The 17,739-nt window shown below is 25.9% G+C and carries 13 protein-coding genes and 1 riboswitch; of the genes, 3 read left to right on the forward strand and 10 right to left on the reverse strand.

What is annotated here, in order from left to right; genetic code table 11:
* Positions 1-492 precede the first annotated feature (492 nt).
* Positions 493-616, forward strand: a riboswitch (cyclic di-AMP (ydaO/yuaA leader).
* 4 nt (positions 617-620) lie between these two features.
* The 3 genes from ACYUEW_RS16975 to ACYUEW_RS16985 all read left to right on the forward strand — a co-directional run bounded on the left by ACYUEW_RS16975 (position 621) and on the right by ACYUEW_RS16985 (position 3,264).
* Positions 621-1,262 (forward strand): cell wall hydrolase, encoded by a 642-nt coding sequence (locus tag ACYUEW_RS16975; protein WP_460277439.1) that lies wholly within the window; start codon positions 621-623, stop codon positions 1,260-1,262.
* A 482-nt stretch (positions 1,263-1,744) separates the two neighbouring features.
* Positions 1,745-2,119 (forward strand): GntR family transcriptional regulator, encoded by a 375-nt coding sequence (locus ACYUEW_RS16980; RefSeq protein WP_003486838.1) that lies wholly within the window; start codon positions 1,745-1,747, stop codon positions 2,117-2,119.
* Between the two features lie 14 nt (positions 2,120-2,133).
* A complete protein-coding gene (locus tag ACYUEW_RS16985; protein ID WP_460277442.1) occupies positions 2,134-3,264 on the forward strand; it encodes a DUF1648 domain-containing protein in 1,131 nt (376 codons plus the stop codon).
* Positions 3,265-4,646: 1,382 nt separating this feature from the next.
* Here the strand turns inward: ACYUEW_RS16985 and ACYUEW_RS16990 are convergent.
* The 10 genes from ACYUEW_RS16990 to ACYUEW_RS17035 form a co-directional block, all read right to left on the reverse strand.
* Positions 4,647-7,214, reverse strand: a complete 2,568-nt coding sequence (locus tag ACYUEW_RS16990; protein ID WP_460277444.1) for a 3'-5' exonuclease — start codon at positions 7,212-7,214, stop codon at positions 4,647-4,649.
* Positions 7,215-7,896: 682 nt separating this feature from the next.
* Positions 7,897-9,342 carry a TrkH family potassium uptake protein gene (locus tag ACYUEW_RS16995; protein WP_003486844.1) on the reverse strand — a complete coding sequence of 482 codons (1,446 nt, stop codon included), beginning with the start codon at positions 9,340-9,342 and terminating at the stop codon, positions 7,897-7,899.
* Complete coding sequence (trkA, locus tag ACYUEW_RS17000; RefSeq protein WP_003486846.1) at positions 9,339-10,706, reverse strand: Trk system potassium transporter TrkA; 1,368 nt, start codon at positions 10,704-10,706, stop codon at positions 9,339-9,341. Before trkA ends, ACYUEW_RS16995 begins: the two co-directional genes overlap by 4 nt.
* A 517-nt stretch (positions 10,707-11,223) precedes the next feature.
* On the reverse strand, positions 11,224-11,385 hold the full coding sequence (locus tag ACYUEW_RS17005) for a DUF3021 family protein (RefSeq protein WP_003486848.1): 162 nt from the start codon (positions 11,383-11,385) through the stop codon (positions 11,224-11,226).
* Between the two features lie 393 nt (positions 11,386-11,778).
* Positions 11,779-12,906, reverse strand: a complete 1,128-nt coding sequence (locus tag ACYUEW_RS17010; protein ID WP_003486849.1) for a YibE/F family protein — start codon at positions 12,904-12,906, stop codon at positions 11,779-11,781.
* A gap of 303 nt (positions 12,907-13,209) precedes the next feature.
* Positions 13,210-13,488, reverse strand: coding sequence for a hypothetical protein (locus tag ACYUEW_RS17015; protein ID WP_003486851.1), 279 nt, complete (start codon positions 13,486-13,488; stop codon positions 13,210-13,212).
* A 46-nt stretch (positions 13,489-13,534) separates the two neighbouring features.
* A complete protein-coding gene (locus ACYUEW_RS17020) occupies positions 13,535-14,362 on the reverse strand; it encodes a hypothetical protein (RefSeq protein WP_460277447.1) in 828 nt (275 codons plus the stop codon).
* 3 nt (positions 14,363-14,365) lie between these two features.
* Positions 14,366-16,567, reverse strand: a complete 2,202-nt coding sequence (locus ACYUEW_RS17025) for a heavy metal translocating P-type ATPase (RefSeq protein ID WP_460277449.1) — start codon at positions 16,565-16,567, stop codon at positions 14,366-14,368.
* Between the two features lie 31 nt (positions 16,568-16,598).
* On the reverse strand, positions 16,599-16,979 hold the full coding sequence (locus tag ACYUEW_RS17030) for an HMA2 domain-containing protein (RefSeq protein ID WP_460277451.1): 381 nt from the start codon (positions 16,977-16,979) through the stop codon (positions 16,599-16,601).
* 13 nt (positions 16,980-16,992) lie between these two features.
* The gene (locus ACYUEW_RS17035) at positions 16,993-17,559 is read right to left on the reverse strand and encodes an HMA2 domain-containing protein (protein WP_052303004.1); all 567 of its coding nucleotides are present in this window, start codon (positions 17,557-17,559) and stop codon (positions 16,993-16,995) included.
* Positions 17,560-17,739 lie beyond the last annotated feature (180 nt).

Consider the following 17,739-nt stretch of genomic DNA (forward strand, 5'->3'; position numbering starts at 1 on the left):
TCCATATAAATTTGTTATATGTTTATATTTAACAAAGTATTATAATAATTACTTTCTATATTTATATCTAATTCCCTCTAATAATTTAAAAATTATGAAAATTATTATTGAAATAAATGCTATGTTTAATTTATTTTTGTATTTATTAGTATATTCTCCTATTCTTTAATTTCTTAGTTATTCTTTCCTTTTGCTCTGAGTTTATGTAACATTTTAAATCTATAATATTATTTCTAGGTTTTATGTTTAAATTTAAAACGTTATCTTCCCATTTATAATTATTTATATGTGTTTTAAACAATTAATTTTTTCCATATAAATTATAAATATTTTTATTAAAGCTTTAAATTTTAACATTAATATGCTTTTATGGCTAAATCTTAAAAAATATGTGGTTTATAATTGTATATAACCCCATATATTACTCATATTCCACATTTTTGGCATAGACAAGCTTTTAAAAATTTTGTTAAAATGTCACTAAATATTAATAAACAAATCATGCCGAATCTTCTTTATGAAGTACCGGGGATATCTTTGGGGTGAATCTCTTAGGAATAGGGTACCTCTAACCCGAACCCGTCAACTAACCTGGGAGGCAATATGGAGGGATTTAACTAATGACAAAACACAAATCATTAAAAACACTTTTAGCTACACTAACTTTTTGTGTAGGTTTATCTAGTCCAGTCTTTGCTGCAGATTACAAGGTAAGTTCTGGTGATTCTCTTTACAAGATAGGTCAATTATTCAATGTATCTTCAGACTCTATTATAAAGAATAATAATCTTAAGGGAAACACAATTTATCCTGGACAAGTTTTGAATTTACCTGGAAAAACTTCTAGTAATACTAGTCCAGCACCAGCTCCAACTACACCAAAGCCTATAGTGAATTATACAGAATCAGATTTAGACCTTTTAGCTAGACTTATAACAGCTGAAGCTCAAAGTGAACCCTATAGTGCTCAAGTAGCTGTGGCATCTGTAGTTATAAACAGAATAAAAAGTTCTCAATTTCCAGACAGTATTTCATCTGTAATTTATCAGAAAAGTGATGGATACTATCAATTTACACCTGTATTAAATGGTTGGATAAATAAACCTGCTACAGAAACATCAAAAAAAGCTGCTAAAGAAGCTTTATATGGATCTGACCCAAGCAAAGGTGCACTATATTATTTTGATGATACTGCCACTAATAAATGGTTATGGTCCAAGCCTATAACAGCTAGAATTGGCAACATGGTTTATGTTAAATAATACCATTAAAAAGCCACTATCAAGATTTAAAATATTGTTATAAATAATAACCCCATAAAGCCAATAATAAATAATTAAAAATTTTAATAAACAACATACTTAAAATTATATCAAATGAATAAACACAAAAAAGTTTCTCTTATAAATGTACATTGTTTCCTATTTAAAGTTCACATTATGTACTATTTATATAAGAGAAACTTTTTTTTATTCACATTATATTATTGTAAACTTTTAAAAATATAATTAATAATATTGTATTCTATATACATAATTGAGTTAAAAAAGTATATGTTTAGAAATATAAATATGGATAAAGATAAAAATATTTATATTTATTAGTATACCTAATCTGTATTAAAGAAATATTGAAATTTAGCATTTTTTAACCTATTATTCGTATTTTTAATATTTTACTTTTAGAATGCATGTAATATAATATATATAACAGATATAACTTATATAATAGGTGGTGATTATTATTGATTTTACAAATAGATTTTGAATCTCAAATACCTATCTATGAGCAACTTAAAAGACAAATAATAGAAGGTATAGCTAAAGGTTATTTAAACCCCGGTTCTCCACTACCTTCAGTTCGTCAACTAGCTGAAGATATAGGTATAAATCTTCATACTGTAAACAAAGCTTATAATATCTTAAAATCAGAAGGTTATGTAACCATAGACAGACGAGTTGGAGCAGTTATAAGTAGTAACTTACCAACAAAAACTGCTGAATATAAAAATAGTCTTAAAGAGGAGCTTAAATATATAACTGCAGATGCTCATTGTAGAGGTTTTTCTAAAGAAGAATTTGTGAAATTTTGCGAAGACATATTAAAAGAATATGAGTAAGGATGTGAATATCTATGAGTGAAAATTTATTTTTATCTATATTATTAGGTTCTTGTAATTTATTATTACTGATTATTCAAATTGTAACCCCTAAAACTACAAGAAAAGATATTTTTTTAGGAGTTAGAATTCCTGAAGAGGAATCAGAAAAAATTGAAATTAAAAATATTTATAAAAGCTTTGTTCTATGGAATATAATAATAAGTTTACCTGTAATTTTTCTTTTATCCTTTACAGTATATAAATTTAACAATATAGGTTTATTTGTGTTATTTACATTTATATATATATTTATTAGCTTTTTGATATATCTTAAATTCAATAAGGATGTAAAACAATTAAAATCTAATAAGCATTGGTTCAAAAATAAAAAACAAGTAATTGCTGTAGATACTGAATTTTCTTCTGAAAATCCTAATAAAAGTTTAATTAGCCCCTGGTGGTTTTTAATTCCTATTGTAATAATTTTAATTACTATATTTATAAATATAAAGATATACCCAAGTTTACCTAATAAAGTAGCTACTCATTGGGACTTTAGAGGTAATATAAATGGATATCAAAATAAGTCTACTTTTTTAATATATCAAATGCCATTAATGGAGATCCTTATGACTAGTATATTCTTTTTATGTTATAAAATTATAGGATGGTCTAAAAAACAAATAAGTGCTGTTAATCCTAAGGAATCAAAAATAAGAAATAAATTATTCAGACGTATTCTATCTATTTATATAACTTTTAGTACTATAGCAATGATTACATTCTTATCTATAATAAATTTTCAAATTATGAAAGTTATAGACATAAGCAATAAATCTATGACTTATTTCAGTTTAATATTTACTTTATCTATGATAATAGTACCTATAATATTAGGAGTAAAAATAGGTCAAGGTGGAAGCAAATTAAAATTAAAATATAAGGATGATAATATAAATAATTTTATAAATAAAGATGATGATAATCATTGGATATTTGGTAATACAATCTACTATAACAAAGAAGATCCTTCCTTATTTATAGAAAAAAGATTTGGCATAGGTTGGACTATAAATGCAGGTAGACCTTTAGGATTAATTATATATATATCTTTAATATTAATAATAATTGTATCCATAATATCATCTTTTCTCGCTAAATAAGGAAATTGTACCGTAAAGGAAGTTATACCACAGCCTATTAAAAAGGGATATGTGTCTAGAAAGACAACTCAATTCTCTAAGAGATTCTAATTTGTTTTTTCTTAAAATATATTGAAAAAAATGAAACTCGCTGACCGTTCAAACAATCATTTTTTTCTTAATATATTTTCAAAAAACAAATAAGAATCTCTAAGCTTTTTCGAATGTCTTTTACACCACATATCCCTCTTTTTAATAGGCTAAAGTTAGCATAACTCTTTAAAGATATTTGTATCATTATAAGAATATAAATAAATTTAAGATATTTATATTGTTTTCAATAAGGGCTTCAAAAAAATTTCGTTAAAAAATTGATGAGAAACATGTCAAAAGACTATATTTCCCATGGATTTTATAGAAATTTAAATTATATTTAAATCATTTGCGGTAGCAAACAAATTTAATAAAATAAAAATAATGACTTCAGCAAGTTTTATTTTGTATAAACTTACTGAAGTCATTACTATTCCTACTTAGTTTGCAACTTCTATTTATAACAACTTATTTCTAGTTTAATATTTCTAATAAAAAATACTTTTATAGCTATCTATTGACTAAAAGTATTTCTTGTTTTAATTTTCAACCTTTAAAGGCTATTAAGTCGCAATTTCCTTAAATTATTTATTTTCTTTACCATTTTAAATAACAATATTTTATAAATAAGTATTGTTATTCATAAAATGTTGTGTTATAATAAATCATTGCATGATTTCACATGTGATACCCTTTCACCAAAAGTACAATATATTTTATAGATTATATATTTATGCGCTTTTGTATTTATATATAATTTTTTTTATTGTAAAAATTTATTCGATTGCTACCATTGCTAATACTCCCATCTTCTATCAAAGTGAGAGATAAGCACTGCTACGCACCTGGATAAGTTCTTCTAAGGTTCAAATGGAGAAAAAGTAATTCTTTTAAGCAAACTCCACTTGAATCCAATAATCACTTAATAAGGAGGTGAATTTAATGCTTAAAGAAACTTTAATAATTTTAACACAAGATATTATAGAAGAATGCTTAAGTGAATGTTTATCTGAATAGTTTTAAGCAACTATTATATATTCTTTTAGAAAGGTAATTTTATAAACTATTATGCAAAAATCTAGTTAGTTTTTATGAAAAATAAAAATTATGGAGGTCTTTCATGAATAAAAATAACCCCATAGAGGAATATAATGTCTATAGGCATTATTCTATAAAAAAGCCACATTAAGTAGAAATATTTTGATTATATTTTTCTTAATGTGGCTTTAAACTATAAATTATTCTCAATATTATCTTTAATTTTTATACTTTCTATGAAATTCTTATCATAAATATCTCAGTAATATTTATTAAATATACTTCAAATAATCTTTAGGTATATAATCTATAAGCATACTTTTAGCTTTTCTTCTATTATGTTCGTATTCTGAAAAGCTTAGGTATAAAGATTTCTTTGCCCTAGTCATAGCTACATAAAATAGTCTTTTCTCTTCTATTTCATTTCCTTCTTTTACCGCCATATAATTTGGAAATATATTATTTTGAAGTCCAGCCAAAAATACATAATCAAATTCTGCCCCTTTTGCTTGGTGTACTGTTATTATTGGTACCCTTGGATACTTTATAAGCATTCTATCTAATTCGCTATTGGACAAAGAAGTTATTTTTAAAAACTCTATTAAATTATCTCTTGGGCATGTTTCTTTATTTTCTATTTCTTTAGCTATAACAAAAAATTCCCTCAAATTGTTTATCTTAGTATATTGGTCTTTGTATATTTCTTTTATCTTTGTTTTATTAACTATTTCTCCTATTATATCCTTTGGATTTTTTATATAACTTAATTCTTTTAAATTAGTTATCTCTTCATATATAGGTTGAAATTTTTTAATATATTTTCCGTACACTGCCATCCTATTTATTATGGTAGGTTCAACTTTTTCCTTTAACATAACCATAAGAACATCCTTTGTAGCTAATATATCATCCATGGCATCATGACTAGATTTTGTTTCTGTATTAAATAACTTACTTAGAGTTTCTAATTTATGATTAGTTAGGCTTGGATAAAACCGTCTTGCTATATCTAAAGTATCATAATAGGTTTTAAAATTTGCTTTTTCCAAACCTAATCTTTGAAGTTCACTATTTAATATAGTTATATCAAAGGTTATATTATGCCCAATTACCACTGTGTCTTTTACGAATTCTAAAAAATCCTTTAAAACTCTCTCTTTATCCTCTCCCTTTTCTTTTAAAAATTGATCACTAAAACCATGTACTAAATAAGAATCTCCTACATATTTCTTAGGCGTCAAAAACCTTTCAAATTTTTCTATAACTTCCCCTTTATTGTTTATTTTTATACCTGCAATTTGCACTATTTCATCCTCTGTAGTGTTAATTCCTGTGCTTTCCACATCAAAAACTACTACATTTTCATTATCTAATTCTCTAGTTAAAAGCTCATAATAATCTCCATATTCTTGAGTATTTTTATGAATTAAATCTGTAAGTCTTACACCTATTTTTATATTTTCTTCTTTTTCTATCTCTTCTATAGTCTTTTCTCCTATACCTTTTCCAAATTTTTTTAATATTCTTTTCAAACTATTATTGTCAAAATCATTTACTATAAGTTTTAAATAAGCTAATACATCCTTTATTTCCCCTCTTCTAAAAAACTTAAATTCATCCACCAAAAGAAATCCTATTCTCTCTTCTTTTGGAAGCTTTGAATTTAATATTTTAAATTTTTCACTTAAAGCTATATTTATTCTATTATTCCTAGTTAATATAGCAACTCTTGAAAGATTCTCTAGGTTTAAAGATTTTATTCTATTAAATATGAAAGCTGCCTCTTCCATAAAATCATAAGCTTTCTTAAATTCTATTAAATCCCCTTTTATGTTAGCTTTAGGTTCTATACCTTCTTTATATATTTCATTTACACCTTGTCCAAAAGCATTTATTAAAAATTCATAAGATGCTTTTAATAATATTTCTGAAGATCTATAGTTCTTATCAAAAACTATAAATTCTGGATTATATTCTTTTCTATACTTATCAAATATTATTGATGGATTAGATCCTCTCCATTCATATATAGTCTGATAATAATCACCACTAATCATTATATTATTGTTTTTAAATAGTTTTGAAACTATATTATATTCTACTTCACTAGTATCCTGTACTTCATCTATATGAATAAATTTATATTTTTGTTTCCAATATGTAGCTATTCTATCATTTTGAAATAAATCATAAACCTTTATTATTAAATCATTAAAATCCAATCCATGCCTTTCATATAGCTTTTTATCATAACTTGTTACCATTAAGTATCCATATATTTTTAAATAATCTACCAAGGTTTTATCTATCATATATTTTTCATTTTTACATATATCATTAAATATATTTGTATTATATTTTATCATAGTGTCTATAACATCTTTATAATCTCTCTCTTTATAATTTATACTTTTTTCTTTTACCATATTTATAAATCTTTGGAGACAAAAAACATTAAATTTATATGGATTTAATTCACTTATTATTTCCTTTGTATCTTCTTCATCATATATAGTAAAATCAAAGAAAATATCCGTATTCTTTTTTGCTTCCTTTTTTATTACATCAAAACAAAAACTATGAAAAGTCTTTACAGTAACTTTTAATCCTTCTTTTCCTACTGTTTCTATTATTTTTTCTTTCATTTCCTTGCAGGCTCTGTTAGTAAAAGTTAAACAAAGTATTTCATCCCCTGAAGCTAAACTTTTATCTATTATATTTCCTATTCTATTACTTAATGTTTTTGTTTTTCCTGTACCTGCTGAAGACAAAAGAAGTATATTTTTATCTAATGTATCTATTACCTTTTGCTGTTTATCATTAAAATATATATCTAACATAAGTTTCACCTCCAATTATACCTTGCTTTCTATTATTAAATATATTTATGTYATTTTTTATAAAATTATAGAATTCATACTATATAGCCTATTAGTAGTACTCCTTATATAAGCCTTCATTAATACGAGCATAAATAAATTCTTATACGCTTCATATAATAACATATATTATTTTTAATAAAACTCCACCTATAATTAAGACACATTATATACATCTTCTTATATTCTATCATAGGTAATCTATTATTATAAAAACACTATATAAATATATATTTAATTTATTTTCAAGTGATCCTTTGCTTTTTTTGTAAAGTTAACTTAAAAAAATTAGGTCCCATATTTATAATACTGTAAAAATACGTATTTATCATTAAACATTAGCTGTCATTATACTAGATACTAGGATTATTTTATAGTGGAATAGGCTAAAAATATTTCAGAATTATAAATATGAATTAAGTTGCCATATTAGTAAAATAAATTAATAGTTATCTATTAAATATTACAACTGAATTATAAAAAGAGGATATCTCAAAATAAAAAATATTTAATTTTAATATAAAAAACACTTTGTAACCATATAAATAAAATTTACAAAGTGTTTTTTATAATTGCTCTTTTAAAATTAAATGTGTCTTAATATCCCATCTGTTATTTTTATATTACTATGCATTAAACTGTATTATATTTTTCTCATTCTTGAAGGTCTTAGCATTACTAGCATTGGATATATTTCTAATCTTCCTGCCAACATACAAAATGAAAATACTATTTTACTAAAAGGTGAATAGCTGCTAAAATTGCCTATAGGTCCTACCACCTTGAAGCCAGGCCCTATATTACCTATAGTTGCAAGAACTGAAGAAAGTGTAGTCTCTATATCCATACCATCTACTGATACTAAAAGCACTGCTATTACAATTATACTAACATAAGCAAATACAAATAATCCTACCTGTGATATAGTTTCATCCTCTACAACCTTACCATCTAATTTTACTGAATTAACCATTCTTGGATGAATAATTTTATTTATTTCTCTTTTCATAGCTTTAAACAAAAGTACTATACGAACAGTTTTAATTCCCCCACCGGTAGAACCTGCACAACATCCTGTAAGCATTAATAGAGCTAATATTGACTTACTAAGGGTTGGCCACAAATCAAAATTAGTAGTAGCATAACCTGTAGTTGTTACAATAGAGGCTACCTGGAAAGATGATTGCCTAAAACCTTCCTTTAAAGATCCTCCATACATTCCTTTAATATTAAAGGCTATTACTATCATAGCAAGCAATACCATACCTATGTAATATTTTACTTCTTCATTTTTAAAAGCTTGTTTGATATTTCCTGCTATTAGTTGAAAATATACATTAAAATTAACACCGAACAATATCATAAATACTGTTATTATAACTTCTATATACACATTATTATATGCTCCTACACTACTATTCATACTAGAAAATCCACCAGTGCCAGCTGTACCAAAGGCATGTATCAATGTATCATAGAATGGCATACCTGCAATTAAAAGTAAACTTATTTGTATTATAGTCATAGCAAAATATATTAAATACATTATTTTGGCTGTTTCTTTTATCCTTGGAACAATTTTTCCTGGAGTAGGCCCTGGGCTTTCTGCCTTTAAAAGATGTATTGTAGTACCACCTATAGAAGGCATTAATGCTAATGTAAATATTAATATTCCCATACCACCTATCCAATGTGTAAAACTTCTCCAAAACAATATTCCTCTAGGTAAAGATTCTACTTCTGTTAAAATAGTAGCTCCTGTAGTTGTAAATCCTGACACTGTTTCAAATATACAATCTACAAAAGAAGGTATCGCTCCACTTATATAAAATGGTAAAGCTCCAAATAAAGATATAACTATCCAACAAATGGAAACAGATAAAAAACCTTCTTTAGCATAAAAAGTTCTATTTTTAGACTTAATATTTGACATTATAACTGCAGTACACAGCATTATGCCAATAGTTATTATAAAACTATTGGCATCTTTGCCACCATAATAGAAGGATACTATAAGGGGAAACATCATAACTAAAGCTTCATATTTTATTACATTTCCTAATACTTTAAATACTATTGGGTAGTTCATATCAAGTTTCCTCCCTCTAGTATATTATTAATATCCATTATATTATTTTCTTCTGTTACTATAATAACATTATCTCCATCTCTTATAGAGTCCTCCCCATTAGGAATTATTATATGTTTATTTCTAACTATAGCAGCAATCAATACTCCTTTTTTTATCTTTATATCTTTTAAAGCTATATTTAGACATTTAGTAGTACCATTAGCTGCAAATTCCACTGCCTCAGCTTGCTCTCCTACTATTTTATATAAATTTTCAATAAAACTTCCTTTTTTATTCTTCAATCCTCTTACATATGTAATTATTTTATTAGCCGTTAAAGTTTTAGGACTTATAACACTTTCAACTCCAATATTTTTAACTATATGATTATAATTTACCTTTGTTATCTTCGTTATAACATTATGTATATTAGCATTTAATGCAAATAAAGATGCTATAATATTTTCTTCATCTCTATCTGTTAGAGCTATAAAAGCATCTACATCTTTTAAACTTTCTGATTCTAAAAGTTCTTGTTCTGTACCATCTCCATTTATAATAATGGCTTCTGGTAATGTTTCATTCAAATCTTTACATTTAGAATAATTTTTCTCAACTATTTTTATATTAGCACCAACTTTGTTAATTAATTTAGTAAGATAATAAGTTATCCTTCCTCCTCCTATTACCATTACACTTTTAATTTTATTCTGGTGTTTACCTAAATATTTGAAAAACAATATTATATTCTCGTGATCTCCTATAACATATACCTTGTCATTACTTTTAAGTATAAAATCACCTGTAGGCATAAATACTCTGCCATCCCTTTCAACAGCACAAAATAACACAGAGCATTTTTTTAAATCAATATCAGAAATAGATTTTCCTGCTATAAAGTCTTCTTTTCCTAATCTAAAACTAACTAAATCTACTTTGCCCTGAGCAAAATTTTCTACACTAGATACCGTTGGAAATTTTATAAGTTGTGCAATTTCAAGGGCTGCTTCTTTTTCTGGATTAATAATCATATCAATTTCTAGCTCTCTTTTTAGCATTGTAAGCTCCTCTGCATATTCTGGGTCTCTAATTCTTGCTATGGTATGTTTTGCTCCAAATCTCTTAGCTGCTAAACAACAAAGCATATTTCTCTCATCACTATTAGTAACTGCAATTACTACATCTGCTCTACTAACTTCAGCCTCCTTAAGCACATTTACTCTTGTACCATTGCCTTTAATACACATTACATCAAGATTATCCATAGCCTTTTGAAGTGCTTCAACATTTTTATCAATAACAATTACATCATTATTTTCTTGAGATAAGTGCTTTGCTAAAGTGTAACCTACCTTTCCATTTCCTACAATTATAATATGCATTTTTCTTTTACCTGTCCTTTCACTAACTAGATATATATTACATATAAAAATATATAAAAAAATAAAAAATAAGGTTATAAAAATACGCTAATTCATAGACCTAATTTTTTTATTTTAATACTATATTTATTGCTCTAATAAATAATTAAAATAACACTATATTATATAAGTCGTCATGTCCCCAATAATTATAATACAAATTTTTCTAAAATGTATTTTTCTAAAGCCCATAAGCTTCAAATATTTTTATTTATTTTAATTTTTCTCTTGTTATCTTCTATTTTAAACATAAAACTACTTTATCTAATGTATTTCTACTATAACCTTTACTTTTCCTCAAAACTCTAATATTATGGCAGTTCTTCTAAATTTCTTTATTTATGTCTCAGTTCCAATTTTTTATTAATTTCTATAGTTTTTCTCTTCCAGTAAGCTTTGAAAACAAACCATGCTATTATATATATATCATTACATATAAAACAATATACTTTATTCTTGCTATATTTCCCTTTGGTATCTATCTTCCACAAATAGCTATAGAAAAATATATAAAACTAAAAATTATAAAATGAGCTATTGTTTGCTTTAATAAACTCCAAGGTTCCATATCAAATACAATAGATGAAGCCGCAAGTTTAAAACCTAGTATAGCTGATATTATAAATTGATTAAACATCATACTAACACATATCCTTGTACCCCTTCCTTTAATGCTATAATTGCAAAAATAACTTGATTTATAAATACACCTACAGCTATACCGTATAATCCTTTTTTATATTATAACTGTTTTCTATCTCCTATAAAATAGCAATAAGCGGTCTTATGTTTTATATAAGCGGTAATAATTTAGGGATAGTTCTTTAATATAAAAAAACTATCCCCTTAAAATTAATTTTGATATGCTATTTTAAATAAATTTAATTAAATATCACTATTAATTATTTTAAATTATAACTAAATTTCATGAACCATCCCTTTTAAATACTTTAATTTATAACTAAAATTTATGAACTATACCCTTAATTATTTGCATGATAATTAAAATTCATGAATCCTCAATCCTCCTAAATTATTCTTTATCTATACCTATTAAACTTACAGCTAATGTAGTTATAGGTATTGTAAATATTAATCCTATACTACCACATAGAGCTTGTATTATTTCTGCTGCCATTACATCTTGATTTAGCATTCTTTCAAATGGTAATTTATAGGAAGATATAAGTAACAAAGTATACATAGCTCCTCCTGCATAGGCTAAAATAAGAGTATTAGCCATAGTTCCCATTATATCTCTCCCTACATTAAATCCTGCTTTTACAAGTTGTTTTTTACTTATTTCTGGATTATTTATTTTTACTTCTTTCATAGATGATGCTATAGACATACTTATATCCATTACTGCACCTAATGCTCCCATAAGTATTCCTGAAAACAATAATCCTCTAAAATTAAATTTTGGATTTCCAGTTATATATATAAGCATTTGGGCTTCTTCATCTGTAAGGCCTATTACTTGAAGTATATTGCTGCTTATAAGAGCTATAATTCCTGCCACCATGACTCCGCCTAAGGTTCCTATAATAGCTGCTAAACTTTTTTTATTTTTGCCGCTTATTATGAGTAAATTTAAGATACTAACTCCTATACATATAATTATAGAAACTAATATTGGATTAAATCCTGACATTATTAATGGTATAAGTATTTTAAGAACTGAATATGTAGTTATAAGTAACGCTAAAACTGAACGTATCCCCTGCATTCCTCCTAAAAGACTTAGTAAAACTAAAAATAATATAATTATTCCTTTCAAATATTTGTACCTTACAACTTCATATATATATGCTTTTTTTATGTTATCTTTATTATCCTCTTCTATATTTATTAGTACCTCATTTCCCTTTTTTGCATAGGTTTCATGATAAGTCTTATCACTAACTAAATTGTCCATATCTATTACTTTATCTTTATATTTGCCATTTAAAATTTTCACCTTTACTTTACTTCTCGAAAGTTGCCTTTTTTCTCCTTCATTATTTTCTACTTCTATAATCTTTCCATGTATAGCTTCTTTTCTTATATAGGAACTAGGCATTAACATACCAACTATAACTATGATAGTTAAGACTATTACTTTAATATCAGACTTGGTTAATTTTTTTATGTTCCTTTTTAACATGTCTGTAAAATTCATTTCCTCATCTCCTACAATGGTCCTTTAATAAAATAATTTCCTTAATTCTACTTATATATTTAGTATTAAAATATATCATTTATTCTTAACATATAGATTTAATTATAACATAGCTTAACTTTTCTTTTATTTAAAATACTATGAATTAAATAAATTTAATATAAATTATATGAAATTTATTTAATTACTAATAGGGTATTAATATTTATTATTTAAAACAAAAATACCTCATAGAGCAGACTTTTTATTGGCTACTCTATAAGGCATTCTCTAAATTTAATATCAATTTTTTACTAAAATAAATTATTCAGCTTCTACTGTTTCGCAGCATCCTTCACTAGAACAAGTTGTTATTTCTTTTTCAGCTATTAAATCTTCTAATAATTCCTTGGTCTCCATTAGTTCTTCTAAAGACATTTGTGAGTAATCTTTATTGCTTTTAGAAGCTACATTTATTCCTTGTTTTTTTAAGAAATCATCTATTTGAGTTTGTCTTTTTTTATAAACATAATATCCTGCAGCACAAACTCCTACTCCTACTAAAGCTCCCTTAATATGATCATTATTAATGTTTGAAAACATATGAATCCTCTCCTTTGTTGTTTAATTTTATATATTATTTTAATAGCTAGCTTAATAAAAATCTGTTTATAGCTTGTCCTCTGTTACAGCTTATATCCTTACTAAAATTTTTCATAATAGTTTTATTTACCATCACATTATTTTTGCAAAGATTATTGTTTTCACATTGTATGCATTCAGATGCAAATTCTTTTACTAAATCTATTTTATTTTCTATGTTCCTATATTCTTCAAACTCTACATTATAATATTTTTCTTTAGTTCTAGATTCTTCAAATTCTTTTATATTTAAAACTATTCCTCCATAGGATCTATTTACTAGATGCCTACCAAATGTAGTTATCCAAGTTATAAAAGCAGCTCCTAAATAATTTCCTTTTCTTACAGAATCAAATAAATACATTACAGATACTACTTCTGGATCAAAACTTCCTTTATTTTTTATTTCCATTAAAGCATGCTCTACTATTGCACTAGCTGTGCTTCCTACAGATAACCAATTTAAAATTGTATGCACGCCTTTTCTAGGAGATACACTTTTCAATATATAGGATGCTAAAATTACCCCTACTGAATAATAAGCTCCTTTAGGCATACTATTGCAATTATTTTTATTTAAAACTTTTATAGAGGATAAATTATATTCTTTTGAGTATTCTATAGATACTCTTACTATAATTTCTACCATATCAATCTTTAAGGACTCAAAATGTATAAGTATAGAACGAGTAATCTCTGAATATTCGAAGGATACTATCCCCTGCTTATTTTCTATATCTTTTTTTACTCTATCTACATTTCTTATAGGATGAGATAGCTTTAGTCTTATTCTATTATGCATTCTATGAGCTATATATATAGAAGGATTATCCATAAGCTAAATGCTCCTTTCAAAATTATAAAAGAATAATCTTAATGAATTAGCTATTACAAAAATTGTACTAGAATTATGAAGTACTGCTCCCCAAAATACTGGTAACACTCCAGCAGCTCCAAGAATAAGCCCCAAAGAGTTTATACTTAAAACTATTCCAAAGTTTTCGCTTATTATATCCATAGTCTTTTTAGACATTACTGTTATTTCTGGTATTACCATAGGATTGTCTAATTGCACTGTTATATCAGAAGTCTCCATAGCCACATCTGTGGTTCCTTTTCCTAATGAAATTCCTACATCTGCATAAGATAAAGCTGGTGCATCATTTACTCCATCACCTATCATAATTACTCCTGAACCTTTAGATTGAAGTTTTAAAATAGCCTTCGCCTTATCTTCTGGTAAAAGTTCTGCTTCAAAACTATCGACTCCCATTTTTGTAGCTACAGTTTCCGCCTGTTCCTTAGTATCCCCAGTTAAAAGTATCATTTCATTTATACCTTGATATCTTAAATTATTTAAGGATTTTTTCATATTCTCTCTCATTTTATCCTCTATAATTATAGATCCTAGAAGTTTTTTATTTTTAGATACATATATTATATTTTGTTCAGTAGTAAAGTTTTTCTCTAATTTTTCTTCCATAAATGAAACATCTATTTTATTTTCTATCATAAAGTTTTTACTTCCAACTCTAATTAAATCTTCCCCTACTATAGTTTCTATACCTCTTGAAATATGGTTTTTAGTATCTTTATGTTTAGGTATTTCTAAAGCTAAAGCTCTAGCCTTATTAAGCACCGCTACGGCCATAGGATGTTTAGAAACCTCTTCCGCCGCTGCTGCTAAAGCTAATATTTCTTTTTCATCCATATAATCTTTAGCTTTAATTATAGTTTTAACCTCTGGACGGCCTTCTGTAAGTGTACCTGTTTTATCTAATATTAAAGTATCTGCCTTAGACAGAGCTTCTATATAATTTCCACCCTTTATAAGTACGCCATTTCTAACAGCTGTATTTATAGCTGCTGAGAATGCTGCTGCTGTAGAAAGCCTTATCCCGCAAGAAAAGTCAATTACTAACATATTTAAAGCTCTTGAAGAACTCTTTGTAGCTAAATAGGTTATACCTGCAAATAAAAAGTTAAAGGGTATTAAATAACTTGAAAATTGATCTGCGTAGTTTTGTATAGGTGCCCTTTGATATACAGCATCCTCCACAAGATGAACTATTCTTGAAACTACTGTTTTATCTCCTGCTTTTTCAGTTTTTATAGTTATATCTCCATTTTTAACTAGAGTTCCTGCAAAAACTGAATCCTTTTCTTTTTTTATAACAGGAATAAATTCTCCTGTTACAGAAGATTGGTCTACCACCGCTTCTCCACACACTACTTGTCCATCTACTGTTATCTTTTCTCCAGCATGAACTATAACTAAATCCTCTGGCTTTAAAGATTCTATTTTCACCTTAGAAACTGATCCATCTTCTATCTGTTTCCAAGCATATTCTTCTTTTAAAGAAAGCATATCTTCTATAGACTTTCTTGTTTGAACCATAGTATATGATGTTAATAACTCTGCAATGTCTGATAACAAAATTATCATTAAAGAAGATACCCCATTACCTGCCAATAAACTAGCTATTATAGATGACACCGTTAAAGCATCTGCATTAGGCCTTAAATCTTCTTTTAAAGAAGAAATTCCACTTTTAAAGAAAGGATAAGATAAATATAAGCTAGTTAAAGCTGGTACTGTAGTAAACTTTTTATATAGGGGTAACCCTATATTTTCATCTTTTTTTATTACAGAATAGGCTAAAGCTCCTGTGGCAATTCCTATTCTTTTTATCATATGTGGCAAAGATTCTTGTTGAATTTCTCTTTCTTTTACTGTTTTTTTAGCAAAAGCTTCTCTTTCCTTTTTATGAGCTTCCACTGTATAGTAAGATAGTACTTCTTCTATAAAAGCTAGTACATTCTCTTGATCTACAATATCATTTTTATAATTTATTAATACATTTTCAGTTAAAATATTAACTTTAACAGATTTTATAACATTAATTTTTGCTATTCTTTTTTCTATATTTTTTTCATAATCCTTTAAATATTTCAATGCTCTGCAACCTATTCTTACTCTACCTGGTAAGCTATGAATAACATTACATTTAAATAAGGGTACTTTTTTATTTTTCTTCATAAATACCATTCCTTTATATTTTGCATTGTTCTTATATATTTTTTATTTCTAATCTAAGTTGTTCTTCTACAATATTTATAACTTGTTTTAGATTTTCCTCTCCATACTGTTCATATAATTTAATATTATCTATGTTAACTTTTATTATTTTTTTTATCCATCTTAATATTTTATCTGCTGTTATTAAATTAGAATCATAATTTATAATACATGTACCTATAACATAATTTATAGAAACATCCTTTATTCCATTTAACATTTTTACAGCTTTTATAACATCTTCTTCGTGAATTTTATATTTTTCTGGTATCTTATCTAAATCTGGAAGCTTTATTCTTACTCTTCCCTCTATGCTATGTAAAACTTTTATTCTTTTTGTATATACTAACCCATATATTTTTACATCTATCATATTATTCACCCTATTATCCTATTTTATTTAAATAACCTAATGCCCAATACATTAAAGTAACTCCACCAGGCATTAAATCCGGTCTTTGTCTATATCTTCTTATTCCGTAGGAAAGTAATATAAAAAACATTATAGTTTTCATACTTAAAATTCCTTGTGTTTTTTCATATACAGCTCTATTTAAACTATTTTTAACCTCTACTAATTCCGTTCCTATTCTATCTTTAGGTTCCTTAGAAATTTCCTTTTCTAAATTTAAAAGCTTAATAAATATAGATATTATAACCATAGGCTCTATTTCATTGGTATTATATTTAATAAGAACAGTTCCTGTAATTATATTTATATCCATTAAATCTATTACAGGAATTTTATTTAATTGTTCTCCTAAAAAAATCACTGTATCCTTATTATTTTTAATCCTAGTAGAATAAAATCTAATTCTCCCTGGTATATAGTGCTTTATCTCTAATAAGCCTTTAAAACTTGGTAAATTATTTTCTTTTTTCTTTTTTACCTCTTTATCTAAAGCTATCAGCCCTGCTGACATGATTAAAGTTTTCAAAAGATTATTATACAAAAATTCCACCCCTTAATAAAAAATCACTTTTATAGCATAATTAAACTATATTTACATAGATTAATTATACATTATTGATATTGATTTTCAATATTTATTTCAATTATTTTTAATTTTTTGTTTTTTTATGAGATAATTTGTAAAATATATTCAGTTATCGTAATTTTTATACAAAAGTTA

The sequence above is a fragment of the Clostridium sp. CTA-1 genome (assembly GCF_054768215.1).

Bases quoted from the DNA above. Each gene is read 5' to 3' on its own strand.
- ACYUEW_RS16975 (WP_460277439.1), top strand. From the start codon at position 621: ATGACAAAACACAAATCATTAAAAACACTTTTAGCTACACTAACTTTT.
- ACYUEW_RS16985 (WP_460277442.1), top strand. From the start codon at position 2,134: ATGAGTGAAAATTTATTTTTATCTATATTATTAGGTTCTTGTAATTTA.
- ACYUEW_RS16990 (WP_460277444.1), bottom strand. From the start codon at position 7,214: ATGTTAGATATATATTTTAATGATAAACAGCAAAAGGTAATAGATACA.
- ACYUEW_RS16995 (WP_003486844.1), bottom strand. From the start codon at position 9,342: ATGAACTACCCAATAGTATTTAAAGTATTAGGAAATGTAATAAAATAT.
- trkA (WP_003486846.1), bottom strand. From the start codon at position 10,706: ATGCATATTATAATTGTAGGAAATGGAAAGGTAGGTTACACTTTAGCA.
- ACYUEW_RS17005 (WP_003486848.1), bottom strand. From the start codon at position 11,385: ATGATGTTTAATCAATTTATAATATCAGCTATACTAGGTTTTAAACTT.
- ACYUEW_RS17010 (WP_003486849.1), bottom strand. From the start codon at position 12,906: ATGAATTTTACAGACATGTTAAAAAGGAACATAAAAAAATTAACCAAG.
- ACYUEW_RS17015 (WP_003486851.1), bottom strand. From the start codon at position 13,488: ATGTTTTCAAACATTAATAATGATCATATTAAGGGAGCTTTAGTAGGA.
- ACYUEW_RS17020 (WP_460277447.1), bottom strand. From the start codon at position 14,362: ATGGATAATCCTTCTATATATATAGCTCATAGAATGCATAATAGAATA.
- ACYUEW_RS17025 (WP_460277449.1), bottom strand. From the start codon at position 16,567: ATGAAGAAAAATAAAAAAGTACCCTTATTTAAATGTAATGTTATTCAT.
- ACYUEW_RS17030 (WP_460277451.1), bottom strand. From the start codon at position 16,979: ATGATAGATGTAAAAATATATGGGTTAGTATATACAAAAAGAATAAAA.